The sequence below is a fragment of the Pseudomonas sp. NPDC087615 genome (genome assembly GCF_044743445.1).
Taxonomy (GTDB): domain Bacteria; phylum Pseudomonadota; class Gammaproteobacteria; order Pseudomonadales; family Pseudomonadaceae; genus Aquipseudomonas; species Aquipseudomonas baetica_A.
The window spans coordinates 98,593-123,150 of the sequence record NZ_JBIUWM010000005.1 but is presented as its reverse complement, the minus strand read 5'-3'; the positions used below and the strand labels follow the sequence as shown (position 1 = coordinate 123,150).

The following is a 24,558-nucleotide window of genomic DNA, read 5'->3' as shown; positions in this document are numbered from 1 at the left end:
GGCCGGTACGGTGAAGTCAGGGGCTGGTTTGCCTACGAGTACGCTCATTGATATCTCCTGGTGTAAAAACTTGAAGTTCAGGGTCCGGGCCAGCCTGCCACCCTCAGGCGACAGCCCTGTGACACGAACCCCCTTCGCAAGGGCCGACCATCATACACTGCGTTTTTGGCCTGTCCTTAAAGGTTTTTTGAGGCTGGCGAATAGGACGCTGCATTTACAGGGCCAGGCAAATAGCCACTTTTCACCGTTCGTCAGTCACTGGCCATTCTGGCCAAAAGCTTTGCGAAAGCACTTTGACAATCATTCTCGTTAACATTAAGATCCATCGCAATTGAGTCACAACCAGCGACGGTTCTTACTTATGTATGTTTGTCTCTGCACTGGCGTCACCGACGGACAGATCCGCGAAGCGATCTATGAAGGTTGCTGCAGCTACAAAGAAGTTCGCCAGGCCACCGGCGTCGCCAGCCAATGTGGCAAATGTGCCTGTCTGGCCAAGGAAGTGGTTCGCGAAACCTTGACCAAGCTGCAAACCGCACAGGCCGCGATCCCCTATCCAGTCGAATTTACTGCCGCGTAATTACCCTGATTTCAAAGAACCGGACTTAGTGTCCGGTTTTTTTATGCCTGAAAATCAACTGGTTAGGCTCCAGACGCGGAACACAAACATTCTTATTCAGATTTATTTTCATTTATTATTCAATAACTTAGGTTTGACACTTATAAAAGTGCAGCTCAAACTCCGCCCTATATACAGCTAATACAGGGCAGGACTCCCATCATGAAAGGCGACATTACAGTCATCCAGCATCTCAACAAGATCCTTGCCAATGAACTGGTCGCGATCAATCAGTACTTCCTGCATGCACGCATGTACGAAGATTGGGGCCTGAACAAGCTGGGCAAGCACGAGTACCACGAGTCCATCGACGAGATGAAACACGCAGACAAGCTGATCAAGCGCATCCTGTTCCTCGAAGGCCTGCCAAACGTGCAGGATCTGGGCAAGCTGCACATCGGCGAGCATACCCAGGAAATGCTGGAGTGCGACCTGCGTATCGAGAAGACCGGCCACGCTGACCTAAAAGCGGCGATCGCACATTGTGAATCCGTTGGCGATTTCGGCAGCCGCGAACTGCTCGAAGACATTCTCGAATCCGAAGAAGAACATATCGACTGGCTGGAAACCCAACTGGGCCTGATCGATAAAGTCGGTCTTGAGAACTATCTGCAATCGCAGATGGGTGAAGAGTAAGTTAGCGCCCGCTAAACGCGAGACACTAAAAAGCCCCGCCCTCTTTTGAGGCGCGGGGCTTTTTATTGCCCGGGTTTCAGCATTGGCCGAAACCCGCAAAAGCCGATCAGGCTTCGGACTTGTTCGCAGCAGCCGCTTCGACAGCCGCCTTGATGGTGCTTAGCAGCGAACCGTCTGCAGCCATCTCGGTCATGATGTCGCTACCGCCGACCAGTTCACCGCCCACCCACAGTTGCGGGAAAGTCGGCCAGTTGGCGTATTTTGGCAGATTGGCGCGGATTTCCGGGTTCTGCAGGATGTCCACGTACGCAAACTTTTCGCCACACGCCATCACAGCCTGCGCAGCTTTCGCAGAGAAGCCACACTGTGGGGCATTCGGCGAGCCTTTCATGTAAAGCAGAATGGTGTTGTTGGCAATCTGCTCTTTAATCGTTTCGATGATATCCATGGAGCACCTCGGCTGAACTTTCCGACTCATGGGTCGGCACGGTGGCGCATTGTAACGGAATCCCGAGCGCCATGCTCGGTCTCCCCGACAGACACGCTCAAGCCGCTGCCACGGTCACCGGAACGCCATTGAGCGCCGCATTTCCCGACAGCTCGTCAAGCTGACATTCATCGGTCAGGTCGTTGGCACTGGAACCCGGCTGACTGCTGGCAATCGCCATCTGTACACCGGGACGCGCATGGCCCCAGCCGTGAGGCAAACTCACCACGCCTTTCATCATGTCCAGACTGCCGAGCACTTGGACTTCGATCTGCCCGACCCGCGAACTGACGCGCACCAACTGACCATCTTCAAGCCCACGGCTGGCGAGATCATCCGGGTGCATCAGCAATTGATGCCTTGGCTTGCCCTTCACCAGTCGATGGTAATTGTGCATCCAGGAGTTGTTACTGCGCACATGACGGCGGCCGATCATCAGCAATTCATCGGTGTCGGGCGCCTGCAATGCGGCGAACCGTGCGAGGTCGGCGAGGATCTCCGGTGGCGCTGCCTGCACGTGTTGATTCGGCGTTTTCAGGCGTGCAGTGAGATTGGGTTTCAATGCGCCAAGGTCAATTCCGTGCGGATGATCGAAGAGCGTTGCCAGCGACAGTTTGTGCGCGCACGCGTCACCGTACATTCCCATGCGCAGGCCCATGTCGATCATCTTCGCCGGCGGCATTGTCGGCTTCAGTTCCTTGCCGGTTTTTTCGGCAAACGCTTTGGCCAGGCCGACGAAGATCTCCCAGTCATGCAAGGCGCCCTCGGGTTTGGCGAGGATTGCGCGATTGAAACGGGTGACATTGCGCACCGCGAACAGATTGAACGTGGTGTCGTAGTGATCGTTCTCCAGCGCCGAAGTCGACGGCAGGATCAGGTCGGCATAACGCGTGGTTTCGTTGATGTACAGGTCAATGCTGACCATGAACTCCAGGCCGTCCAGTGCCTGCTCCAGTTGTCGCCCGTTAGGCGTCGACAGCACCGGGTTGCCGGCGACAGTGATCAGCGCACGGACCTGCCCCTCGCCGTCGGTGAGCATCTCTTCGGCCAGCGCCGACACCGGCAACTCGCCGCCGTACTCGGGACGGCCCGACACACGGCTTTGCCATTTATTGAAATGCCCGCCCGAGGTCGATGCCACCAGATCCACCGCAGGCTCCGTGCACAGCGTCCCGCCGACGCGATCAAGGTTGCCGGTCACCAGATTGATCAACTGCACCACCCAGTGGCACAAGGTACCGAACGCTTGCGTTGAAACGCCCATTCGCCCGTAGCACACCGCGCTGGGCGCGGCGGCAAAATCGCGGGCCAACTGGCGGATCTGTTCGGCGGGCACGGCGCACAACGGGCTCATGGCTTCTGCGGTGAACGTCGCTACGGCGGCGCGCACCTCGTCCAGGCCGTCGACCGGCAAGTGACCGTCGCGGGTCAAGCCTTCGCCAAACAACGTGTTGAGTACACCAAACAGCAGAGCCGCATCGCCCCCAGGCCTCACAAACAGATGTTGATCAGCGATCGCCGCCGTTTCGCTGCGCCGTGGATCGACCACCACCACTTTGCCGCCCCGGGCCTGAATTGCTTTGAGGCGCTTTTCGACGTCAGGTACGGTCATGATGCTGCCGTTGGACGCCAACGGATTAGCGCCCAGAATCAGCATGAAATCGGTGTGATCAATATCCGGAATCGGCAACAGCAAACCGTGGCCGTACATCAGATAACTGCTCAGGTGATGAGGCAACTGATCGACCGAGGTCGCCGAGAAGCGATTGCGCGTCTTCAGCAAACCGAGGAAGTAGTTGCTGTGGGTCATCAACCCGTAGTTGTGCACGCTCGGGTTGCCCTGATAGACCGCCACCGCGTTTTGCCCATGGCGCTCCTGAATCGCCGCCAGGCGCTCGGCCACCAGCGTAAATGCCTCATCCCACTCGATCGGCAGCCATTCACTGCCAACCCGGCGCATTGGCTGGCGCAAGCGATCGGGGTCATTCTGAATATCTTGCAAAGCCACGGCCTTGGGGCAGATGTGCCCACGGCTGAACGTGTCGAGGGCATCTCCCTTGATCGACGTGATCGCAACATTGCCATCGGTTTCGGTGGTCTCGATGGTCAGGCCACAGATGGCTTCACACAGGTGGCAGGCACGGTGATGGAGAGTCTTGGTCATGGCCAGTCTCTGTCTTGTTCTGGGGCGGGCAATACGCCTGCGGGAACAAAACTATGGCCCGTGCGTCGGCCGGGCGCCAGCGACGTTCGTCTTGTGAATCGACGGTTATCAGGCGAGCCGATAGCCTGGCGCGATCAGTTCGATGGCAGCTGGGGCGGCGGTTGCAACTGAATTTCCTGGATGGTTTCGATCTGTTCGTGGGCGACATGCACGCCAGTGAGTTCGCCGATCAGACGCCAATGCTCGTCGAGCCCGGCGCTAATGGTCGCCATCCGATCGATCATGTGACGACCGGCAGTCTTGACCACTTCGTCCTCGCTGCGCAGCAGCTCGAAGGACATCGAGGTGACCGAGGCGGTGAGATGGGTCAGTGAGCGAGCCGTGTGGCTCAGCAATTCCATTAACAGTTGTTCTTTCGATTCCATGCGGAGGCTTCCTGCGTCGCTCGAAACGTATTTATAACTCAGCACTTTGCTTTAGCAAATGTTTCAGCCCGAGCACCCGACCAAGCGATTCGTGGCGCGGCGGTCGTAAACCGACCAAAGCAGCGCCATCTGCGCCACGGCCGATTGCCAAGCCCCTTGGGGCCAGTGTACAAAGAGGCTCGCTGCTGTGCTGAACCCGGCTTCAAATGCGCGACTGCAACTCCAAGTCCGCCCTCCGAATCCCGCAAAAACCGTAGCCTATTGGAAAAACGCGACATTTAGTGTCAATATCGCGCCTCCCCCATTTTCGTCGCCCCGTGCGGCTTACGCCGCAGGTCTCGCCCGTTGTTCCGTTAAACAAGGCTTTGAGCATCTGCGGTGTGTAGCAAAAGGTAGTCAATGATGAGCGCAAGGCACTTTCTCTCCCTGATGGATTGCACGCCCGAAGAGCTGGTCAGCGTGATCCGTCGAGGCGTTGAGCTCAAGGACCTGCGTAACCGCGGCGTACTGTTCGAGCCCCTGAAAAACCGCGTGCTGGGCATGATCTTCGAGAAATCCTCGACGCGCACCCGGATCTCCTTCGAAGCCGGCATGATCCAGCTCGGTGGCCAGGCGATCTTCCTTTCGCCACGCGACACCCAACTGGGCCGTGGCGAACCGATCGGCGATTGCGCCATCGTCATATCGAGCATGCTTGATGCGGTGATGATCCGTACCTTTGCCCACAGCACCCTGACCGAATTCGCTGCCAACTCCCGCGTGCCCGTGATCAACGGCCTGTCCGATGACCTGCACCCGTGCCAGTTGCTGGCCGACATGCAGACGTTCCTCGAACATCGCGGCTCGATCCAGGGCAAAACCGTTGCCTGGATCGGCGACGGCAACAATATGTGCAACAGCTATATAGAGGCCGCGATCCAGTTCGACTTCCAATTGCGCGTCGCCTGCCCGGAAGGCTACGAGCCGAACCCGGAGTTCGTCGCCAAGGCCGGCGACCGCGTGACCATCGTCCGCGACCCAAAGGACGCCGTGCGTGGCGCGCATCTGGTGAGTACCGACGTCTGGACCTCCATGGGCCAGGAAGAAGAAACCGCCAAGCGTCTCAAACTGTTCACCCCGTTCCAGGTCAATCGTGCCCTGCTCGATCTGGCCGCCGAGGACGTGCTGTTCATGCACTGCCTGCCCGCGCACCGTGGCGAAGAAATCAGTCTCGACCTGCTTGATGACCCGCGCTCGGTCGCTTGGGATCAGGCAGAAAACCGTCTCCACGCACAGAAGGCCCTGCTCGAGTTCCTCGTCGAACCGGCATATCACCACGCATGAGCCATGAATTACTGCTGAACCTGCGCAACCTCGCTTGCGGTTATCAAGATCAACGTGTGGTGCAGAACCTCAATCTGCACCTCAACGCCGGCGACATCGGCTGCCTGCTCGGCTCATCAGGGTGCGGCAAGACCACCACCCTGCGCGCCATCGCCGGTTTCGAGCCGGTGCACGAAGGTGAAATCACCCTCGGTGGCGAGACCCTTTCCAACCCTGGTTTCACCCTGGCACCGGAGAAACGCCGGATCGGCATGGTGTTCCAGGACTACGCGCTGTTCCCACACCTGAGCGTCGCGGACAACATCGCCTTTGGCATTCGCAAGCATCCGCACAAGGAGCGCGTGACCGAGGAGTTGCTGGAACTGGTCAACCTGAAAAACCTTGGCAAGCGCTTCCCGCACGAGTTGTCCGGCGGCCAGCAACAGCGTGTCGCCCTCGCCCGAGCCTTGGCGCCGGAACCGCAACTGCTGCTGCTCGACGAGCCCTTTTCGAACCTCGATGGCGAACTGCGCCGCAAACTCAGCCATGAAGTACGCGACATCCTCAAGGCTCGTGGTACCAGCGCGATACTGGTGACCCACGATCAGGAAGAAGCCTTTGCCGTGAGTGATCACGTCGGTGTTTTCAAAGAGGGGCGACTGGAGCAGTGGGACACGCCGTACAACCTTTACCACGAACCGGCGACGCCTTTTGTGGCCAGTTTCATCGGTCAGGGCTACTTCATTCGCGGCCAACTCGGCAGCCCGGAATCGGTGCAGACCGAACTGGGTGAACTGCGCGGCAATCGTGCCTATACGTGGCCGGTGGGCGGTGCGGTGGATGTGCTGTTGCGTCCGGATGACATCGTTTATGCGCCGGACAGTGCTTTGAAAGCACGGATTGTGGGCAAGACGTTCCTGGGTGCCTCAACCCTGTATCGCCTGCAACTGCCGACCGGTGCCCAGTTGGAATCGATCTTCCCGAGTCATGCTGATCATCAGGTTGGCGCAGAGGTGGGGATTCGTGTTGCAGCCGAACATCTGGTGTTGTTCCAGGCATCCGGTAGCACGGCAGCACAGATTCCGGCAGTGGAAAACGGCGTTCGTCGCTACAACAGCGCGCTCTGATTCAACACGATAGAAAATGTGGGAGCGGGCTTGCTCGCGAAAGCGTCGTGTCATTCAGCACGAGTGTTTGCTGATACACAGCCTTCGCGAGCAAGCCCGCTCCCACATTGGTTTTCGTGTTAACCCAGGCGCAGTGTGCCGCTCGCAACAAGCGTCGCATGACCGCCAATCTTCACCCGCTCACCTTCCAGCCGACAAAACAACTCCCCGCCCCGCGCCGAACGCTGGCATGCGGTCAGGCTCGATTTGCCCAATCTCTTTGACCAGTACGGAATCAAGCTGCAATGGGTCGAACCGGTCACCGGGTCTTCATTGATACCAATCGCCGGCGCAAAGTAGCGCGAGACGAAATCGTGTTGATTGCCGCGAGCGGTAACGATCGCACCCAACCACGGCAGCTTGGCCAGCGCGACCATATCCGGCTTGCAATCCAGAACGGCCTGCTCCGACTCCAGCACCACAAACAGCTCACTGGAACCGAGCACATCCACCGCCTCGATACCCAACGCCCGCTCGACATCCTGCGTCACGCCAATCTCGCAAGGCACGATCGACGGGAAGTCCAGCCACAATCGCCGCCCCTCACGACTGACGCTCAGCGGCCCGGACTGACAGATAAAATCCAGGCGTTCGACGGTTTCCTTGTAGATTTCGAATAGCACATAGGCACTGGCCAACGTGGCGTGACCGCACAACGGCACTTCGGTGGTCGGGGTGAACCAGCGGATATGCCAAGCCTGACCTTCGCGTACCAGAAACGCAGTTTCCGCCAGATTGTGTTCGGCGGCGATTTTCTGCATCAACTCGTCCGCCAGCCAGGCGTCGAGCCGATAAACCATCGCTGGATTGCCACTGAACGGCCGATCACTGAACGCGTCGACCTGATGAAACTCGAGTTGCATAACCTTCTCCCTCAGTCCGTCGATTGAGCATGCAACTGACACCTGATCCGCGCCAGTGACAGAACCGGCCAATTTTCTTCATACAGTGCAGATGGTCATGCGCGACCGATGTCGGCAAATGTGGCCTGGGTATGTTCGGCCAACACGGCAGGCGCCAACTCGACCTCAAGCCCGCGTCGACCGGCACTGACGTAAATGGTCGCAAAACCCTGAGCCGAGTGATCAATAAAGGTGCGCAAGCGTTTCTTCTGCCCCAGAGGGCTGATGCCACCCAACAGATAACCCGTAGAACGCTGTGCCGCCGCCGGATCAGCCATTTCGACTTTTTTGACACCGGCGGCTTGTGCCAGACCTTTTAGATCGAGACTTCCGACGACCGGCACCACGGCTACCAGCAATTCACCCTTTTCACTGGCAGCCAGCAGCGTCTTGAACACCTGTGCAGGCTCAAGCCCCAGTTTTTCCGCGGCCTCCAGCCCGTAAGAGGCGGCCTTCGGATCATGTTCGTAACTGTGCACGCGATGTTCGGCACGAACTTTTTTCAACAAGTCCAACGCAGGGGTCATGACAGCTCCAGGCTCGGCAGTGACAGAAAAATCCTGCGCAGAATTCTAGGCCATCGCCGGCTAAAAGGCTCTAGCACGAGCCACGTTTCCCGTGGCCTGCAGGCGAACAACCGAAAAAACTTCCATCCTCCAAAAAGGATCATTCACCGCACTGATAGTTTTATTGTGACCAATAGTTCACTTTCGACCTTTGACAGGTTTGTTTCTTGTCTATATTTTTTCGAATCTGAATAATGTAAGAATCATGATCACGGCAGCACCCAGCAGTAAACCGAGAACGGGATGGGGATCCCGCCTCGGTGAAAATCGCGCCTTGCCCTGTCGGCAGTGCGCCAGACAACAACAAAAATCGAGGTTTTCAATGACAACTGCTTTACAGCAACCATCGCTTTCAGGCCAATGCATGGCCGAGTTCCTGGGCACTGCACTCCTGATCTTTTTCGGTACCGGTTGTGTCGCCGCGCTCAAAGTCGCGGGCGCCAGCTTCGGTCTGTGGGAAATCAGCATCATCTGGGGCGTAGGCGTGAGCATGGCGATCTACCTCACCGCAGGCGTTTCCGGCGCGCACCTGAATCCGGCGGTGAGCATCGCGCTGACAATCTTCGCTGACTTCGAAAAGCGCAAACTGCCGTTCTACATTCTTTCGCAGATTGCCGGCGCCTTCTGCGGCGCGCTGTTGGTTTACACGCTGTACAGCAATCTATTCTTCGATTTCGAACAAACTCATCAAATGGTGCGTGGCTCGGCGGCCAGCCTTGAGTTGGCGTCGGTGTTCTCCACCTTCCCGAACCCGGTGCTGTCCACCGCCCAGGCATTCTTGGTCGAGATGATCATCACCGCCATCCTGATGGGCGTGATCATGGCCCTGACCGACGACAACAACGGCCTGCCAAGAGGCCCGATGGCGCCGCTGCTGATCGGTTTGCTGATTGCGGTGATTGGCAGCTCGATGGGCCCGCTGACTGGCTTCGCGATGAACCCGGCTCGTGACTTCGGTCCGAAGCTGATGACTTTCTTCGCCGGCTGGGGTGAAATTTCCTTCACTGGCGGTCGCGACATTCCGTACTTCCTGATTCCGATTTTTGCACCGATTGTCGGTGCCTGCCTCGGCGCTGCCGGGTATCGCGGGCTCATCGCCCGTCACCTGACCGGCGCCACACCTGCTACAAAGGATGCAGAACCGGCCATTGAAGGCAAACCAAGAACTTCTTGAAACAGTCGGCGCAGGCTCCTGCCCAATAGAGCCTGCGCCAAGGCCCACTCTCCCTTTTTTCGTCCAAGGCAATCGACATGACCGACATTGAGAATAAGAACTACATCATTGCCCTCGATCAGGGTACGACCAGCTCGCGCGCGATCATTTTTGACCGCGACGCGAACGTGGTCTGCACCGCGCAGCGCGAATTCGCCCAGCATTACCCACAAGCCGGTTGGGTTGAACACGACCCGATGGAAATCTTCGCCACTCAAAGCGCGGTGATGGTTGAGGCGCTGGCTCAGGCCGGTTTGCATCACGATCAGGTGGCCGCCATCGGCATCACCAACCAGCGTGAAACCACCGTGGTCTGGGACAAGACCACCGGCCGCCCGGTGTACAACGCGATCGTCTGGCAGTGCCGCCGCAGCACCGAGATCTGTCAGCAGCTCAAGCGTGACGGCCACGAAGACTACATCCGCGACACCACGGGCCTGGTCACCGACCCGTACTTCTCCGGCACCAAACTGAAGTGGATCCTCGACAACGTTGAAGGCAGCCGCGAACGTGCGCGCAACGGCGAACTGCTGTTCGGCACCATCGATAGCTGGCTGATCTGGAAATTCACTGGCGGCAAGGTTCACGTCACCGACTACACCAACGCCTCGCGCACCATGCTCTTCAACATCCATTCGCTTGAATGGGATTCGAAGATGCTGGAGATCCTAGACATCCCCCGCGAAATGCTGCCGCAAGTCAAAGCCTCCTCGGAAATCTACGGTCGCACCAAGAGCGGCATCGCCATCGGCGGTATCGCCGGCGACCAGCAAGCGGCGCTGTTCGGCCAAATGTGCGTCGAGCCGGGTCAAGCGAAAAACACCTACGGCACCGGTTGCTTCCTGCTGATGAACACCGGTGACAAAGCGGTGAAATCCAAGCACGGCATGCTCACCACCATCGCTTGCGGTCCGCGTGGCGAAGTGGCTTACGCGCTCGAAGGCGCGGTGTTCAACGGCGGTTCCACCGTGCAGTGGCTGCGTGATGAACTGAAGATCATCAACGACGCCCACGACACCGAATACTTCGCCAATAAAGTCAAAGACAGCAACGGCGTGTATCTGGTGCCAGCCTTCACCGGCCTGGGCGCGCCGTACTGGGACCCGTATGCCCGTGGCGCCCTGTTCGGTCTGACCCGCGGCGTGCGCGTGGATCACATCATCCGCGCCGCGCTGGAATCGATCGCCTACCAGACCCGCGACGTGCTCGACGCCATGCAACAGGACTCCGGCGAACGCCTCAAGGCCCTGCGCGTGGACGGCGGCGCGGTTGCCAACAACTTCCTCATGCAGTTCCAGGCCGACATCCTCGGCACCCAGGTCGAGCGCCCGCAAATGCGCGAAACCACAGCCCTGGGCGCTGCGTATCTGGCGGGTCTGGCGTGCGGTTTCTGGGGCAGCCTGGACGAACTGCGCGGCAAAGCGGTCATCGAACGCGAATTCGAACCGAGCCTGGACGAAGTGGCAAAAGAGAAACTCTACAAAGGCTGGAAAAAAGCCGTCAGCCGTACCCGTGACTGGGAACGCGAAGACGCTGAATAAGACAGTCTAGGGATCCTTATAGGGTTCTAACTGGTAGGGAGCGGATTCCTGCGGCATCATGGGCAAATTTTGCACGGCAGCCCAAAGGAAGCCCCATGAATCTGCCTCCCCGTCAGCAGCAAATCCTCGAACTGGTCCGCGAACGCGGCTATGTGAGTATCGAGGAAATGGCCACGCTGTTCGTTGTTACCCCGCAAACCATTCGCCGCGACATCAATCAGCTCGCGGAAGCCAATCTGCTTCGTCGCTACCATGGCGGCGCCGCCTATGACTCCAGCGTCGAAAACACAGCTTATGCGATGCGCGCCGATCAGATGCGCGATGAAAAACAACGCATCGGTGAAGCCATCGCCGCCCAGATCCCCGATCACGCCTCGCTGTTCATCAACATCGGCACCACCACCGAATCGATTGCCCGCGCCCTGCTCAATCACAACCACCTGAAAATCATCACCAACAACTTGCATGTGGCTTCGATGCTCAGTGCCAAGGATGACTTTGATGTATTGCTGACGGGCGGCAATGTGCGCCGTGACGGCGGGGTTGTCGGTCAGGCGAGCGTGGATTTCATCAATCAGTTCAAGGTCGATTTCGCCCTGGTCGGTATCAGCGGTATCGACGAGGACGGCAGCCTGCTCGACTTCGATTATCAGGAAGTACGGGTTTCCCAAGCGATCATCGCCAACGCCCGCCAGGTGATCCTCGCGGCGGACTCAAGCAAGTTCGGGCGCAATGCGATGATTCGTCTCGGCCCGATCAGCCTGATTGATTGTCTGGTGACGGATCAGCAGCCAGTGCCCGCGTTGACGCAGTTGCTGAGTCAGCACAAGATTCGCCTGGAAGTCGTTTAACCCCTCAAATATTCATCGGCTGTACCGACGCCTTCGCGAGCAAGCCCGCTCCCACATATGGAATGCGCCCCCCTTGTGGGAGCGGGCTTGCTCGCGAAGAGGCCCTCACAAACAGCACATCACTCGCGCCCTTGCGCGCATTTAATGTTCGAATATTTTCTTTTAACCGCCCTTCGATGAGTTTTTTCAATCGAAGTCGACTGGCTGCGCGCGTCTTTATGAGCTACCATTTTCGGAAATGAACATTAATGTTCGATTTCCAATACAGAATATCAAAAGAGCCCGAGGCCAGCCGATGTCCACATCTACCTTGCGTACGCCCCCTATCTCCGAGATCTACGACCTTGCCGTCATCGGCGGCGGGATCAATGGGGTGGGGATCGCAGCGGATGCCGCCGGTCGCGGTCTCTCTGTATTCCTTTGCGAAAAGGATGACTTGGCCAGCCATACCTCGTCGGCCAGCAGCAAGCTGATCCACGGTGGCCTGCGCTACCTCGAACATTACGAATTCCGTCTGGTGCGCGAAGCGCTGGCCGAGCGCGAAGTGCTGCTGGCCAAGGCGCCGCACATCGTCAAGCCCATGCGTTTCGTGCTGCCGCACCGCCCGCACCTGCGTCCGGCGTGGATGATCCGCGCTGGCCTGTTTCTCTATGACAACCTGGGCAAGCGCGAAAAGCTGCCAGGTTCCAAAAGCCTGAAGTTCGGCGCCGACAGCGCATTGAAAAGCGAAATCAAAAAAGGCTTTGAATACTCCGACTGCTGGGTCGATGACGCCCGCCTGGTTGTTCTGAACGCCATGGCTGCTCGGGAGAAAGGCGCCCACGTCCACACCCAGACCCGTTGCGTCAACGCCCGTCGCGCCAAAGGCTTGTGGCATCTGAACCTGGAACGCGCCGACGGCAGCCTGTTTTCGATCACCGCCAAGGCGCTGGTAAACGCCGCCGGCCCGTGGGTCGCCAAGTTCATTCGTGATGACCTGAAGATGGAATCGCCGTACGGCATCCGTCTGATTCAGGGCAGCCACATCATCGTGCCGAAACTGTACGAAGGCGAACATGCGCATATCTTGCAAAACGAAGATCAGCGCATCGTCTTCACGATTCCTTACCTGAACCATTTCACGCTGATTGGCACCACCGACCGTGAATACACCGGCGATCCGGCCAAAGTGGCGATCACCGAGGCCGAAACCGATTACCTGCTGAAAGTGGTCAACGCCCACTTCAAGAAGCAGATCAGCCGCGACGACATCCAGCACAGCTATTCGGGCGTACGCCCGCTGTGCAACGACGAATCCGACAACCCATCGGCCGTGACCCGTGATTACACCTTGGCGCTGTCTGGTGGCGGCGAAGAAGCGCCGTTGCTGTCGGTGTTCGGCGGCAAACTGACCACCTACCGCAAACTCGCCGAGTCGGCGATGAGCCAACTGGCACCGTTTTTCACCCAGATGCGCCCGAGCTGGACCGCCACGGCGACCCTGCCCGGCGGCGAAGACATGACCACCCCACAGGCCTTGAGCGCGTTGATCCGCGACAAGTTCGACTTCGTGCCAACCGAAATCGCCCGCCGCTGGGCCACCCACTACGGCAGCCGCACCTGGCGCATGCTCGAAGGCGTGCAATCGCTCAACGACATGGGCGAACACCTCGGCGGCGGCCTCTACACCCGTGAAGTCGATTACCTGTGCAGCGAAGAGTGGGCGACTACCGCGCACGACATTCTGTGGCGCCGTAGCAAGTTGGGTCTGTTCACGACTCCGGCCGAGCAGGAAAAACTCGCAGCGTATCTGGGCAAGGTCGAGCAGAACCGCAAAATCGAAGCGGCCTGATTCCAGCACTGTTTGAACGAAAGCCCCTGAATCGCGAGATTCAGGGGCTTTTTGTTGGAGGGTCGGGTTTCGTTATCACTCAGCCAAATGCAACAACAGAAAATCAATAAACGCCCGCGACTTGTGCGGCAGGTGCGGGGTGTTGGGGAACACCACGTTGATTGATTGCGAAGGCAGCGCGTACTCAGACAACAAGCGCACCAGACGTCCGCTGGCGATGTCATCCTCGACCACCCACGCCGGCAACACCGAGACGCCCAGCGACGACAGCGTCATCGAACGGATCGCCGTGGAGGAATTCGATTCGAAGTGATTGATGCCGTTGATCTCGACGCCCTGCCCCTGCCTGTCACGCAAGTTCCACTGAGTCGGTGCCTGCAGATTGCTGTTGGCGATCCACGGCACATTGTTCAGATCCTGCGGCTCATTCACTGGATAACGGGCGAGAAACGTTTCACTGGCGACCAGCACGATTTCGTAATCCGCCAGCTTGCGGCTTTTGAATGCCGAGTCTGCCAAGTTACCCAGGCGAATCACCAGATCAAGCTTTTCCGCCACCAGATCATTCAATGAAGAGTTGAAGTTGTAGCACAATCGAATGTCCGGATAACGTTCAGAGAACAGTGGAATCAGCGGCAGAATATATTTTTCACCGTATTCACTGGTCGAACTAATCCGCAACTTTCCTGACACCCGATTATTACCCTTCAATACGTTATCGAATGCATTATCGATATCCGCCACTATCCCCTTGAACTCGTCATAAAAGTCCTGCCCAATTTCCGTCAGCGATACATTGCGCGTATTGCGAATCAGCAACGTCGCTGACAAAACCTCTTCCAGTGCCTTGACATGCAGGCTGGCCATGGCCTTGCTGATACTGAGGTAGTTGGCAGCCTTGGTATAAGAACCAAAATCAACCACCGCGAGAAACGTCTGAACCCGATTAAGATGAGCGTGCATAGCGCTGTGGTTCACTGTTAAATCCTGTCAAACATTGTTTTCAGCATAGTCGTATCGACACTTCAAGTCCACCGCCCCTATGCTGCGCGACAAAGGGGATACAACATGAACTATCGCTATAAAATCGCGTTGATCTTTCTGATCGGCTTCTTTATTGATTGCATTAATATATTCATGTCGGCTGTGGCATTGCCCAGTATATCGGCAACTTTACAAGTCAGTACTTCGTCGGTGGCCTGGGTCGCCAATGCTTATATTCTAGGGCTGACACTGATTATCCCAGTGAGCACCTGGCTGGCCGGTCGCTTCGGCAGCCGGGAGATTCTCACCGCCTCGATGCTGGTTTTCACCGGTTCAGTGTGGATGTGTGGTTTGTCCGACAGTTTCCTTGAACTGGTGATCTGGCGTTTTATCCAGGGCATCGGCGGCGGGCTGTTGATTCCAGTGGGCCAGGCGCTGACGTTCAATCTGTTTCAGGGCGAGCAGCGGGCAAAAATCTCTACGCTGGTCATGGCGGTGGCGCTGATCGCCCCGGCGATTTCGCCCACCGTCGGCGGCATCATCGTCGACAGCAGTTCGTGGCGCTGGGTGTTCTACAGCAACATCCCGTTCTCGTTGATCGCTGCCGGGCTGTCGTGGTTCTGGATCAAGGAAAGCAAACCCGCCAGCCTGCCCCGCCCGGACATCAAGGGCCTGTTGCTGGTCAGCGCAGCACTGGCCAGCCTGCTGATGGGCATGTCGCTGTATGGCGGCGACTACCCGGCAGCGGCCGCGATCGCCTGCTTGGTCGCGGGCCTGATATTCATCGCGTTGTACCTGGTGCACTACCGTCGCTCCAGCCACGCGATCATCGAACTGAACCTGCTCAAGAGCAAAAAACTCAGCACTTCGATCTTCATCTATTACGCGATTCCGGGGGTGTTCACCGGGGTCAACCTGATGAGCATTTTCTTCCTGCAGAACACCCTGCACTTCAGCGCCCGACTGACCGGGATGTTCATGATCCTCTACGCCATCGGCGCATTCATCGCGATGACGATCTGTGGCCGGGTCTACAACCGGGTCGGCGCCAAACGCCTGTTCATCCTCGGCATGCTCTTGCACAGCGCGGGCATCGCCACGCTGATGCTGGTGAATGCGCCGACGGATCTGTGGGTGATCGTGATTGCTTACAGCCTGATGGGCATCGGTGGCGGCATCGGCGCCAACACCGCGCAAACCACTTCGCTGATGGATTTTGCCGGCGGCGACACGCACAAGGCCAGCGTGATCTGGAACATCAACCGGCAAATGTCGTTCAGCCTCGGTGCCGCGCTGTTTCTGATGATCTTCAACCTGCTGCTCAAGCCGTTCGACACCACGGCGGCCTATCACGCGACCTTCGCGATTGCGGCGCTGGTCGGGCTGTTTCCGCTGTTTTTGATGAGTCAATTGAACCCTGTAAAGGCAAACCATGAACAACAACCAGATTGAACAAGCGCAACACAGTATCCATTACGTGCACGAACTGATTCACCGTGTGTTTACCCATGCCGACGGCAACGGCGAAGCCAGTATCACGGAGCTGATGAAGGCCTTCGCCAAGGACTTCCGTATGGTCACCACTTCGGCGACGACGGTTGATCGGTCCCAGGTCGAGCAGTTGTTCAGGAGCTCGGTGGGTGGCCGACCGGGGCTGAAAATCATCATCACCGATTTGCACACGGTCTGGCAGGAAGACGAAACGGTAGCACTGAGCTACACCGAAACTCATCGCCAGGGCGACAACGTCACTTCGCGTGTCTCGGTGGCGATTCTTCGGGTTCAGGCAGGTGGCGTTGAATGGCAGTACCTGCATGAAACGGCATTCACCCCGCAGAGCGGAACCACACGGTAAAAGATCATTCGGTTTTCCGAACGCGACCTTCCGGTCGATTCGGATAACCGGATCAGTTATCCCGAATAACACCGACACAAAAACTTAATAACCAAGCAGATCAAGCAGTTAACCACTGTCGACTGGTTTGGCACGACTCATGCTCTACACTCTCTCGACGAATGTCTGTTGAGCCAATCCTTCAGGAGCCGTCAGGCATTCGAAGCACAAAAGGGCCGACAAACTGGCTCCATAAAAAAAACAATGTCGAGGAAAATTTGATGCGCATCGTTCCCCATATCCTGGGCGCAGCCATTGCTGCCGCTCTGATCAGCACGCCAGTTTTCGCCGCCGAACTCACCGGCACCCTGAAGAAAATCAAAGAGTCCGGTGTGATCACCCTGGGCCACCGCGACGCTTCTATTCCTTTTTCCTACATCGCTGATGCGTCCGGCAAACCGGTCGGCTACTCGCACGATATCCAAATGGCCATCGTCGAAGCGATCAAGAAAGACCTCGACCTTCCAGACCTGCAGGTCAAATACAACCTGGTGACCTCGCAGACCCGTATTCCACTGGTGCAGAACGGCACCGTGGACATCGAGTGCGGCTCGACCACCAACAACGTCGAACGTCAGCAGCAAGTTGACTTCTCTGTCGGCATCTTCGAAATCGGTACCCGTCTTCTGTCCAAGAAAGACTCCAAGTACAAAGATTTCGACGACCTCAAAGGCAAGAACGTCGTGACCACCGCTGGCACCACGTCCGAGCGCATTCTCAAGTCGATGAATGCCGACAAGCAGATGGGCATGAACGTCATCTCCGCCAAAGACCACGGCGAGTCCTTCCAGATGCTGGAGTCGGGCCGTGCCGTAGCGTTCATGATGGACGACGCGTTGCTGGCCGGTGAAGCCGCCAAGGCCAAGAAAGCGACTGACTGGGAAGTGACCGGCACTCCACAGTCGTACGAAATCTATGGCTGCATGATGCGTAAAGGCGACGAGCCGTTCAAAAAGGCTGTCGATGACGCCATCAAGGCTACCTACGCCTCGGGCGCGATCAACAACATCTACGACAAGTGGTTCATGCAGCCGATTCCACCAAAAGGCCTGAACCTGAACTTCCCGATGAGCAACGAGCTCAAGGCCCTGATCGCCAATCCGACCGACAAAGCGGCTGACGACAAGAAGTCCTGATTTCTGACTAACCTTATCCCCTGAAGAGGCGCCTGCCTCTTCAGGGGATGGTCACTCCCTGCTGGCATTTTTTGGAAACACTCGAACCGGTGTCTGTCGAGCCGATCGCGTGTGCCTGACCGTCAAGATCAGGCTGGGAACGGAGTTTCCCCAGGCGGGCACTTGTACATCGATCGAATCGAGGGGAGACCCTAATGAATTACAACTGGGACTGGGGCGTGTTCTTCAAGTCCACCGGCGTGGGCAGCGAGACCTATCTCGACTGGTTCATTTCCGGGCTGGGCTGGACCATCGCCATCGCCATCGTCGCCTGGATCATCGCCCTGCTGCTGGGCTCGATCCTGGGCGTCATGCGTACCGTGCCGAACCGCATCGTGTCGGGCATCGCGACCTGCTACGTCGAGCTGTTCCGTAACGTGCCGCTGCTGGTTCAACTGTTCATCTGGTACTTCCTGGTACCCGACCTGCTGCCGCCAGATCTGCAAGAGTGGTACAAGCAGGACCTGAACCCGACCACCTCGGCCTACCTGAGTGTTGTCGTGTGCCTTGGCCTGTTCACCGCCGCGCGGGTCTGCGAACAAGTGCGCACCGGTATCCAGGCGCTGCCTCGTGGCCAGGAATCGGCCGCCCGTGCCATGGGTTTCAAGCTGCCACAGATCTACTGGAACGTGCTGCTGCCCCAGGCCTACCGGATCATCATTCCCCCGCTCACCTCGGAGTTTTTGAACGTGTTCAAAAACTCCTCCGTGGCCTCGCTGATCGGTCTGATGGAGCTGCTCGCTCAGACCAAACAGACAGCCGAGTTCTCGGCCAACCTCTTTGAAGCCTTCACCCTGGCGACCCTGATCTATTTCACCCTGAACATGAGCCTGATGTTGCTGATGCGCGTGATCGAGAAGAAAGTTGCCGTGCCCGGCCTGATCTCCGTGGGGGGTAAATAATGGAATTCGATTTCAGTGGCATCGTCCCGGCCATTCCCGGTTTGTGGAACGGCATGGTGATGACCCTCAAGCTGATGGCCATGGGCGTGGTCGGCGGGATCATTCTCGGCACCCTTCTGGCGCTGATGCGTCTGTCGCATAACAAGCTGCTTTCAAGCATCGCTGGTGCGTACGTCAACTACTTCCGTTCGATCCCGCTGCTGCTGGTGATCACCTGGTTCTATCTGGCGGTGCCGTTCGTACTGCGCTGGATCACCGGTGAAGACACCCCGATCGGTGCGTTCGCCTCCTGCATCGTGGCGTTCATGATGTTCGAAGCGGCGTACTTCTGCGAAATCGTCCGGGCGGGTGTGCAGTCGATCCCCAAAGGCCAGATGGGTGCGGCGCAGGCACTGGGCATGACCTACGGCCAGATGATGCGTCTGATCATCCTGCCGCAGGCCTTTCGCAAGATGACGCCGCTGCTGCTGCAACAGAGCATCATTCTGTTCCAGGACACCTCGCTGGTTTACACCGTGGGCCTGGTGGACTTCCTCAACGCGTCCCGCGCCAGTGGCGACATCATTGGCCGTTCCAATGAGTTCCTGATTATTGCCGGTGTCGTGTACTTCACAATCAGCTTTGCCGCCTCGCTGCTGGTCAAGCGTCTGCAAAAAAGGTTTGCCGTATGATCTCCATCAAGAACATCAACAAGTGGTATGGCGACTTCCAGGTGCTGACTGATTGCAGCACCGAGGTCAAAAAAGGCGAAGTGATCGTGGTCTGCGGCCCGTCGGGTTCCGGCAAATCGACCCTGATCAAGTGCGTCAACGCGCTGGAACCGTTCCAGAAAGGTGACATCGTCGTGGACGGCACCTCCATTGCCGATCCGAAGACCAACCTGCCGAAACTGCGTTCACGCGTTGGCATGGTGTTCCAGCATTTCGAACTGTTCCCGCACCTGACCATCACCGAAAACCTGACCATCGCGCAGATCAAGGTGCTGGGCCGCAGCAAGGAAGAGGCGACCAAGAAAGGTCTGCAACTGCTTGAGCGCGTCGGTCTGTCGGCCCACGCCCACAAGCACCCGGGGCAACTGTCCGGTGGTCAGCAACAGCGTGTGGCGATTGCCCGTGCGCTGGCGATGGACCCGATCGTCATGCTGTTCGACGAGCCGACCTCGGCGCTCGATCCGGAAATGGTCAACGAAGTACTCGACGTAATGGTGCAACTGGCCCACGAAGGCATGACCATGATGTGCGTGACCCACGAAATGGGCTTCGCTCGCAAAGTGGCCGACCGCGTGATCTTCATGGACGCCGGCAAGATCATCGAAGACTGCCCGAAGGAGGAGTTCTTCGGCGACATCAATGCCCGCTCCGAACGTGCGCAGCATTTCCTCGAGAAGATTCTGCAGCACTAAAAGCAACACACCGCTCCCCAACTGTGGGAGCGGGCTTGTTCGCGAAGAGGCCGGCACTTTCAACATCATCGTTGACTGCCCCACCGCTTTCGCGAGCAAGCCCGCTCCCACATTGGATCAATGATGATCCTGAGATTTGTGTTGTGGTTGACCCAAGGCATCTGTGATGAAATGCGACCCCACTCTCTATCGCGCCGCGCCGCCATCACTTGCCGTGAAACCCCGTCTGATTCGTCATTTGTTCCTGCCGCCGCTGGTCATCGCCCTGATGATCGGATTGGGTTACATCGGCTTCTGGACCAGTGAACACTTCGGTATCCGCAGCCTCGGCGAGAACGGCCAGCGTCAGCTCGAACTGCACGCACGCGCGGTCGAAAGCGAGATCAGCAAATACACCTACCTGCCCAGCCTGCTGGAACTGGAAACCAGTGTCCCGCAACTGCTGGCCGACCCGACCCCGGAACATCGGCAAACGGTCAACCAATACCTTGAAGGCCTGAACCGGCGCAGTCGCAGTCGGGCCATCTACGTCATGGACACCACCGGCCGCGTCATGGCCACCAGCAACTGGCGCGATGTCGACAGTTACCTCGGTGAAGACCTGTCCTTTCGCGCCTACTTCCAGAAAGCCGTTCGCGGCGAACCCGGACGTTTCTACGGGATCGGCAGCACCAACGGCGAACCCGGTTATTACCTGGCCCATGGCCTGGAAGAACACGGCACGATCATCGGCGTTGCCGTCGTCAAAGTCAGGCTCGAAGCCATGGAAGAGCGCTGGCAACGGGCGCGTCTCGAAGCATTTGTCAGCGACGAAAACGGCATCATCATTCTCTCCAGCGATCCGGCCCGACGGCTCAAATCGGTGGTACCGCTGAGCGACGAGACCAAGGAAAAACTCGCCCGCAGCCTGCAGTACTACTGGTTCCCGCTCAACGAACTGCAACCGCTGGCCCGGGAAACCCTGGCCGAAGGCGTGGAAAAACTCACGTTTCCGGCCAACAGTGAATTGCAGTCCGATGACGAGAACATCAGTTATCTGGCGCAGACCCGCCCCTTAAGCGACACACCGTGGAATTTCACCCTGCTCACGCCGCTTCAGGATCTGCGCCGCGAAGCCATCAATCAGGGCATTCTGGTCGCCGTCGCGTTTGCCTTGGTCGCCTTCCTGCTGATTGCCTGGAACGAGCGGCGCAAGGTCATCGCCACCCGCCTCGCGGCCCGCGAAGCCTTGCAGCAAGCCAACAATCAACTGGAGCGTCGGATTACCGAACGCACCGCTGACCTGCGCGCCAGCAACGATCGCCTCAAGAGCCAGATCCGCGAACGGCGTCAGGCCGAAGAGACGTTGCGCCGGGCTCAGGATGAGCTGGTGCAGGCGGGCAAACTCGCCGCGATCGGCCAGATGTCCACCAGCATCGCCCACGAATTGAACCAGCCGCTGGCGGCCATGCGCACGCTGTCGGGCAACACCGTTCGCTTCCTTGAGCGCGGGCAACTCGATGTCGCCAGTACCAATCTCAAGACCATCAATGACTTGATCGACCGCATGGGCCGGATCACCGCCAGCCTGCGTTCTTTTGCCCGGCGAGGTGACAATCAGGGCCAGGCCAGCCTCGGCAAAGCCGTGGAGGCGGCCCTGCAATTACTCGGCGCACGCCTGGATAGCTCGGCGCTGCAACTGCACCGGCAGTTCACTGATGTGCAGGTACAGATCGACCAGACCCGCCTCGAACAGATTCTGGTCAACCTGATCGGCAACGCCCTCGACGCCATGCAAGCGCAGCCGCTGCCGGAGCTGTGGCTGGAGGGTGAAGAGTTCAACGGCAAATATCGCCTGCGGGTGCGCGACAACGGCCATGGTGTCGACGCCCAAGTACGCAAGCATCTGTTCGAACCGTTCTTCACCACCAAACCGGGCGAGCAAGGCCTGGGTCTGGGCCTGACCCTTTCTGCCAGCCTCGCGGCCGCCACCGGCGGGCATCTGGGTGTCGAACACCCGGCCAGCGGTGGTACCACCTTCGTCCTCAGTTTACCGTTGGTAAGCCCCACTCCTGCCGAGCCAATATGAACCACGACCTTAGTGTGCTGATCGTCGAAGACGACCCCCATGTCCTGCTCGGCTGCCAACAGGCGCTGACGCTGGAAGACATTCCCTGCATCGGCGTCGGCAGTGCCGAAGAGGCGCTGGAGCGGGTCGGCGACAACTTCGCCGGGATCGTCATCAGCGACATTCGTCTGCCGGGCATCGATGGCCTGGAGTTGTTGACTCGTCTCAAGCAGCGTGACCGCAGCCTGCCGGTGGTGCTGATCACCGGCCATGGCGACATCTCCATGGCCGTTGGCGCGATGCAGAAAGGCGCCTACGACTTCATGGAAAAACCGTTCTCGCCGGAGCGGCTGGTGGACGTTGCGCGGCGTGCGCTGGAGCAACGCAGCCTCGCGCGCGAAGTCTCGTCGCTGCGTCGGCAACTGGCCGAACGTGACTCCCTTGAAGGCCGGATCATCGGTCGCTCGCCGGCGATGCAGAACCTTCGCGAACTGATCGCCAACGTCGCCGACACTTCGGCCAACGTCCTGATCGAGGGCGAAACCGGCACCGGCAAAGAACTGGTTGCCCGTTGCCTGCACGATTTCAGTCGGCGCCACAGCAAGCAGTTCGTCGCGCTGAACTGCGGCGGTCTGCCGGAAAACCTCTTTGAAAGCGAGATCTTCGGTCACGAGGCTAACGCCTTCACCGGCGCCGGCAAGCGACGCATCGGCAAGATCGAACACGCTGACGGCGGCACGCTGTTTCTCGATGAAGTGGAAAGCATGCCGCTGCCGTTGCAGATCAAACTGCTGCGCGTGTTGCAGGAACGCACCCTCGAACGGCTCGGCTCGAACCAGAGCGTGGCGGTGGATTGCCGGGTGATTGCGGCAACCAAGTCCGACCTCGATGAATCGAGCAAGGCTGGCGAGTTCCGCAGCGACCTGTATTACCGCCTCAACGTAGTGACCCTTGAACTGCCACCACTGCGCGAACGCCGTGAAGACATCCTGCAACTGTTCGAACACTTCACCCAGCAGTCAGCCCTGCGTTTCGACCGCGCCCTGCCGGAACTGGACAACCAGACCCTGTCGAACCTGATGAGCCATGACTGGCCGGGCAACGTGCGCGAACTGCGTAACGTCGCCGAACGCTTCGCCCTCGGCTTGCCGGCCTTCAAGAAGTCCGGCGCCAGCAGCGGTAGCCAGGGCCTGGCATTTGCCGAAGCGGTGGAAGCCTTTGAACGCAATCTGCTCAACGACGCGTTGCACCGCAGCGGCGGCAACCTGACCCAGGCCAGTCTGGAACTGGGAATGGCCAAGACCACGCTGTTCGACAAAGTGAAAAAGTACGGGTTGAGCCACTGATGGATCTGCTACTGAAAGCTGCACTCGGTGCCGCCGTTGTCGTGATTCTGGCGGCGCTGGCCAAGACCAGAAACTATTACATCGCCGGACTGGTGCCGCTGTTTCCGACGTTCGCCTTGATTGCGCATTACATCGTCGGCAAGGGGCGATCGGTCGATGACCTGAAGACCACGATCGTGTTCGGCATGTGGTCGATCATTCCTTACTTCGTGTATCTGGCGACGTTGTATGTGATGGTCGATCGAATGCGCCTGGAGGCTTCGCTGGCGGTCGCGGCGGTGGCGTGGTTGATGGCCGCGACGGTGTTGGTGACTGTTTGGGTGCGCCTTCACAGCTAAGATCAAAGCCTGTCAGCCCCTCTCCCTCCGGGAGAGGTCTTCAGCGAGGGGCTCGTCGCTCATCAGTTGACTGTGCCACCCTTGGACTCGGCCATGATCTGCCGGATCGCCCCGACAAAGGTCTCCACCGGCTGCCCGCCCGTCACCGCGTACTGACCGTTGAACACAACGGTTGGCACCGAACTCACCCCGCGCTGCAGCCATACCTGCTCTTCTTCGCGCACCGGCCCGGCAAACTCGTCCGACGCCAGAATCACCTCGGCGCGTTGCCGATCCAGCCCGACACCTTCAGCAATCTGCGCCAATTGCGCGTGATCCGACGGATTACCGCCATCAGTGAAATACGCCTTGAACAACGCCTCCTTCAACGGCAACTGCAAACCCTCCAGCCCCGCCCAATGCAGCAAGCGGTGGGCATCGAAGGTGTTGTAGATCCGGCTGTTGCCATCGGTGCGAAAGGCAAACCCCAGCTCAGCGCCACGGGCACGGATGGCTTCGCGATTTTTCTGCGACTGCTCCGGGGTCGAACCGTATTTTTCCTGGATATGCTCGGCGATGTTCTGCCCGCCGGGGCCCATTTTCGGATTCAGCTCGAACGGCTGGAAATGAATCTCTGCCTGCACTTCGTTGCGCAGGATTTCAAGCGCCTGCAACAAGCCATACAGACCGACGACGCACCATGGGCAGGACACGTCGCTGACAAAATCGATTTTCAGAGTGGAATTCATGAGCCACCTCACGCCGCAAAACCCAGACGATACACCTGT

Annotated in this window: 24 protein-coding genes; 17 read left to right on the top strand and 7 right to left on the bottom strand. The window is 58.4% G+C overall.

Features of this window, described 5'->3' with window-relative positions:
* Nucleotides 1-361: 361 nt before the first annotated feature.
* Nucleotides 362-580: a bacterioferritin-associated ferredoxin gene (locus ACIOU6_RS04695; RefSeq protein ID WP_003227725.1), complete on the top strand. Its 219-nt coding sequence runs from the start codon at nucleotides 362-364 to the stop codon at nucleotides 578-580.
* Nucleotides 581-781: 201 nt separating this feature from the next.
* The gene (gene bfr / locus ACIOU6_RS04690; protein ID WP_003227727.1) at nucleotides 782-1,255 is read left to right on the top strand and encodes a bacterioferritin; all 474 of its coding nucleotides are present in this window, start codon (nucleotides 782-784) and stop codon (nucleotides 1,253-1,255) included.
* A 106-nt stretch (nucleotides 1,256-1,361) separates the two neighbouring features.
* Here the strand turns inward: bfr and grxD are convergent, their stop codons facing one another.
* The 3 genes from grxD to ACIOU6_RS04675 form a co-directional block, all read right to left on the bottom strand.
* Nucleotides 1,362-1,703 carry a Grx4 family monothiol glutaredoxin gene (gene grxD, locus ACIOU6_RS04685; protein WP_221732094.1) on the bottom strand — a complete coding sequence of 114 codons (342 nt, stop codon included), beginning with the start codon at nucleotides 1,701-1,703 and terminating at the stop codon, nucleotides 1,362-1,364.
* A gap of 97 nt (nucleotides 1,704-1,800) precedes the next feature.
* A complete protein-coding gene (locus ACIOU6_RS04680; RefSeq protein WP_401134241.1) occupies nucleotides 1,801-3,906 on the bottom strand; it encodes a molybdopterin oxidoreductase family protein in 2,106 nt (701 codons plus the stop codon).
* Nucleotides 3,907-4,040: 134 nt separating this feature from the next.
* Nucleotides 4,041-4,331, bottom strand: coding sequence for a hypothetical protein (locus ACIOU6_RS04675; RefSeq protein WP_221732096.1), 291 nt, complete (start codon nucleotides 4,329-4,331; stop codon nucleotides 4,041-4,043).
* A gap of 402 nt (nucleotides 4,332-4,733) precedes the next feature.
* Between ACIOU6_RS04675 and argF the strand changes: the two genes are divergently transcribed.
* On the top strand, nucleotides 4,734-5,654 hold the full coding sequence (gene argF / locus ACIOU6_RS04670) for an ornithine carbamoyltransferase (RefSeq protein WP_221732097.1): 921 nt from the start codon (nucleotides 4,734-4,736) through the stop codon (nucleotides 5,652-5,654).
* Nucleotides 5,651-6,760: an ABC transporter ATP-binding protein gene (locus tag ACIOU6_RS04665; protein ID WP_401134238.1), complete on the top strand. Its 1,110-nt coding sequence runs from the start codon at nucleotides 5,651-5,653 to the stop codon at nucleotides 6,758-6,760. Before argF ends, ACIOU6_RS04665 begins: the two co-directional genes overlap by 4 nt.
* 119 nt (nucleotides 6,761-6,879) lie before the next feature.
* On the opposite strand, the gene ACIOU6_RS04660 is transcribed toward ACIOU6_RS04665, so the two are convergent.
* Together ACIOU6_RS04660 and ybaK are read right to left on the bottom strand one after the other, a co-directional pair.
* Nucleotides 6,880-7,662: a PhzF family phenazine biosynthesis protein gene (locus ACIOU6_RS04660; protein ID WP_401134235.1), complete on the bottom strand. Its 783-nt coding sequence runs from the start codon at nucleotides 7,660-7,662 to the stop codon at nucleotides 6,880-6,882.
* A gap of 95 nt (nucleotides 7,663-7,757) precedes the next feature.
* Entirely contained in the window at nucleotides 7,758-8,228 is a 471-nt protein-coding gene (ybaK, locus tag ACIOU6_RS04655; protein ID WP_401134233.1) for a Cys-tRNA(Pro) deacylase, read from the bottom strand.
* A 361-nt stretch (nucleotides 8,229-8,589) separates the two neighbouring features.
* On the opposite strand from ybaK, the gene ACIOU6_RS04650 reads away from it, so the two are divergent.
* From ACIOU6_RS04650 to glpD, 4 genes are all read left to right on the top strand, one after another.
* On the top strand, nucleotides 8,590-9,441 hold the full coding sequence (locus tag ACIOU6_RS04650) for an MIP/aquaporin family protein (protein WP_221732101.1): 852 nt from the start codon (nucleotides 8,590-8,592) through the stop codon (nucleotides 9,439-9,441).
* Nucleotides 9,442-9,518: 77 nt separating this feature from the next.
* A complete protein-coding gene (gene glpK / locus ACIOU6_RS04645; protein WP_221732102.1) occupies nucleotides 9,519-11,021 on the top strand; it encodes a glycerol kinase GlpK in 1,503 nt (500 codons plus the stop codon).
* A 95-nt stretch (nucleotides 11,022-11,116) separates the two neighbouring features.
* The gene (locus ACIOU6_RS04640) at nucleotides 11,117-11,872 is read left to right on the top strand and encodes a DeoR/GlpR family transcriptional regulator (RefSeq protein ID WP_110603267.1); all 756 of its coding nucleotides are present in this window, start codon (nucleotides 11,117-11,119) and stop codon (nucleotides 11,870-11,872) included.
* A gap of 295 nt (nucleotides 11,873-12,167) precedes the next feature.
* Nucleotides 12,168-13,703 (top strand): glycerol-3-phosphate dehydrogenase, encoded by a 1,536-nt coding sequence (gene glpD / locus ACIOU6_RS04635; RefSeq protein WP_221732103.1) that lies wholly within the window; start codon nucleotides 12,168-12,170, stop codon nucleotides 13,701-13,703.
* A 75-nt stretch (nucleotides 13,704-13,778) separates the two neighbouring features.
* On the opposite strand, the gene ACIOU6_RS04630 is transcribed toward glpD, so the two are convergent.
* A complete protein-coding gene (locus ACIOU6_RS04630) occupies nucleotides 13,779-14,666 on the bottom strand; it encodes a LysR family transcriptional regulator (RefSeq protein WP_401134296.1) in 888 nt (295 codons plus the stop codon).
* 105 nt (nucleotides 14,667-14,771) lie between these two features.
* On the opposite strand from ACIOU6_RS04630, the gene ACIOU6_RS04625 reads away from it, so the two are divergent.
* The 9 genes from ACIOU6_RS04625 (at nucleotide 14,772) to ACIOU6_RS04585 (ending at nucleotide 23,791) form a co-directional block, all read left to right on the top strand.
* Nucleotides 14,772-16,139, top strand: coding sequence for an MFS transporter (locus ACIOU6_RS04625; protein ID WP_401134228.1), 1,368 nt, complete (start codon nucleotides 14,772-14,774; stop codon nucleotides 16,137-16,139).
* Nucleotides 16,120-16,542, top strand: a complete 423-nt coding sequence (locus tag ACIOU6_RS04620) for a DUF4440 domain-containing protein (protein WP_221732105.1) — start codon at nucleotides 16,120-16,122, stop codon at nucleotides 16,540-16,542. The genes ACIOU6_RS04625 and ACIOU6_RS04620 overlap by 20 nt, the downstream gene beginning before the upstream one ends.
* Before the next feature lie 260 nt (nucleotides 16,543-16,802).
* Nucleotides 16,803-17,717 (top strand): glutamate/aspartate ABC transporter substrate-binding protein, encoded by a 915-nt coding sequence (locus ACIOU6_RS04615; protein ID WP_221732106.1) that lies wholly within the window; start codon nucleotides 16,803-16,805, stop codon nucleotides 17,715-17,717.
* Nucleotides 17,718-17,911: 194 nt separating this feature from the next.
* On the top strand, nucleotides 17,912-18,658 hold the full coding sequence (locus tag ACIOU6_RS04610) for an amino acid ABC transporter permease (protein ID WP_221732107.1): 747 nt from the start codon (nucleotides 17,912-17,914) through the stop codon (nucleotides 18,656-18,658).
* Nucleotides 18,658-19,329 (top strand): amino acid ABC transporter permease, encoded by a 672-nt coding sequence (locus ACIOU6_RS04605; RefSeq protein ID WP_221732108.1) that lies wholly within the window; start codon nucleotides 18,658-18,660, stop codon nucleotides 19,327-19,329. The genes ACIOU6_RS04610 and ACIOU6_RS04605 overlap by 1 nt, the downstream gene beginning before the upstream one ends.
* The gene (locus ACIOU6_RS04600) at nucleotides 19,326-20,060 is read left to right on the top strand and encodes an amino acid ABC transporter ATP-binding protein (protein WP_007927141.1); all 735 of its coding nucleotides are present in this window, start codon (nucleotides 19,326-19,328) and stop codon (nucleotides 20,058-20,060) included. The genes ACIOU6_RS04605 and ACIOU6_RS04600 overlap by 4 nt, the downstream gene beginning before the upstream one ends.
* A gap of 166 nt (nucleotides 20,061-20,226) precedes the next feature.
* Nucleotides 20,227-22,128: an ATP-binding protein gene (locus ACIOU6_RS04595; protein ID WP_401134223.1), complete on the top strand. Its 1,902-nt coding sequence runs from the start codon at nucleotides 20,227-20,229 to the stop codon at nucleotides 22,126-22,128.
* A complete protein-coding gene (locus tag ACIOU6_RS04590; protein WP_221732110.1) occupies nucleotides 22,125-23,453 on the top strand; it encodes a sigma-54 dependent transcriptional regulator in 1,329 nt (442 codons plus the stop codon). Before ACIOU6_RS04595 ends, ACIOU6_RS04590 begins: the two co-directional genes overlap by 4 nt.
* The gene (locus tag ACIOU6_RS04585) at nucleotides 23,453-23,791 is read left to right on the top strand and encodes a GlpM family protein (protein WP_221732111.1); all 339 of its coding nucleotides are present in this window, start codon (nucleotides 23,453-23,455) and stop codon (nucleotides 23,789-23,791) included. Before ACIOU6_RS04590 ends, ACIOU6_RS04585 begins: the two co-directional genes overlap by 1 nt.
* A 62-nt stretch (nucleotides 23,792-23,853) precedes the next feature.
* Here ACIOU6_RS04585 and ACIOU6_RS04580 read toward each other — a convergent pair whose 3' ends face one another.
* Nucleotides 23,854-24,519, bottom strand: coding sequence for a DsbA family oxidoreductase (locus ACIOU6_RS04580; RefSeq protein WP_401134219.1), 666 nt, complete (start codon nucleotides 24,517-24,519; stop codon nucleotides 23,854-23,856).
* Between the last annotated feature and the right edge of the window lie 39 nt (nucleotides 24,520-24,558).

Coding starts and splice junctions, on each gene's coding strand:
- ACIOU6_RS04695 (WP_003227725.1), top strand. CDS start 362: ATGTATGTTTGTCTCTGCACTGGCGTCACCGACGGACAGATCCGCGAA.
- bfr (WP_003227727.1), top strand. CDS start 782: ATGAAAGGCGACATTACAGTCATCCAGCATCTCAACAAGATCCTTGCC.
- grxD (WP_221732094.1), bottom strand. CDS start 1,703: ATGGATATCATCGAAACGATTAAAGAGCAGATTGCCAACAACACCATT.
- ACIOU6_RS04680 (WP_401134241.1), bottom strand. CDS start 3,906: ATGACCAAGACTCTCCATCACCGTGCCTGCCACCTGTGTGAAGCCATC.
- ACIOU6_RS04675 (WP_221732096.1), bottom strand. CDS start 4,331: ATGGAATCGAAAGAACAACTGTTAATGGAATTGCTGAGCCACACGGCT.
- argF (WP_221732097.1), top strand. CDS start 4,734: ATGAGCGCAAGGCACTTTCTCTCCCTGATGGATTGCACGCCCGAAGAG.
- ACIOU6_RS04665 (WP_401134238.1), top strand. CDS start 5,651: ATGAGCCATGAATTACTGCTGAACCTGCGCAACCTCGCTTGCGGTTAT.
- ACIOU6_RS04660 (WP_401134235.1), bottom strand. CDS start 7,662: ATGCAACTCGAGTTTCATCAGGTCGACGCGTTCAGTGATCGGCCGTTC.
- ybaK (WP_401134233.1), bottom strand. CDS start 8,228: ATGACCCCTGCGTTGGACTTGTTGAAAAAAGTTCGTGCCGAACATCGC.
- ACIOU6_RS04650 (WP_221732101.1), top strand. CDS start 8,590: ATGACAACTGCTTTACAGCAACCATCGCTTTCAGGCCAATGCATGGCC.
- glpK (WP_221732102.1), top strand. CDS start 9,519: ATGACCGACATTGAGAATAAGAACTACATCATTGCCCTCGATCAGGGT.
- ACIOU6_RS04640 (WP_110603267.1), top strand. CDS start 11,117: ATGAATCTGCCTCCCCGTCAGCAGCAAATCCTCGAACTGGTCCGCGAA.
- glpD (WP_221732103.1), top strand. CDS start 12,168: ATGTCCACATCTACCTTGCGTACGCCCCCTATCTCCGAGATCTACGAC.
- ACIOU6_RS04630 (WP_401134296.1), bottom strand. CDS start 14,666: ATGCACGCTCATCTTAATCGGGTTCAGACGTTTCTCGCGGTGGTTGAT.
- ACIOU6_RS04625 (WP_401134228.1), top strand. CDS start 14,772: ATGAACTATCGCTATAAAATCGCGTTGATCTTTCTGATCGGCTTCTTT.
- ACIOU6_RS04620 (WP_221732105.1), top strand. CDS start 16,120: ATGAACAACAACCAGATTGAACAAGCGCAACACAGTATCCATTACGTG.
- ACIOU6_RS04615 (WP_221732106.1), top strand. CDS start 16,803: ATGCGCATCGTTCCCCATATCCTGGGCGCAGCCATTGCTGCCGCTCTG.
- ACIOU6_RS04610 (WP_221732107.1), top strand. CDS start 17,912: ATGAATTACAACTGGGACTGGGGCGTGTTCTTCAAGTCCACCGGCGTG.
- ACIOU6_RS04605 (WP_221732108.1), top strand. CDS start 18,658: ATGGAATTCGATTTCAGTGGCATCGTCCCGGCCATTCCCGGTTTGTGG.
- ACIOU6_RS04600 (WP_007927141.1), top strand. CDS start 19,326: ATGATCTCCATCAAGAACATCAACAAGTGGTATGGCGACTTCCAGGTG.
- ACIOU6_RS04595 (WP_401134223.1), top strand. CDS start 20,227: ATGAAATGCGACCCCACTCTCTATCGCGCCGCGCCGCCATCACTTGCC.
- ACIOU6_RS04590 (WP_221732110.1), top strand. CDS start 22,125: ATGAACCACGACCTTAGTGTGCTGATCGTCGAAGACGACCCCCATGTC.
- ACIOU6_RS04585 (WP_221732111.1), top strand. CDS start 23,453: ATGGATCTGCTACTGAAAGCTGCACTCGGTGCCGCCGTTGTCGTGATT.
- ACIOU6_RS04580 (WP_401134219.1), bottom strand. CDS start 24,519: ATGAATTCCACTCTGAAAATCGATTTTGTCAGCGACGTGTCCTGCCCA.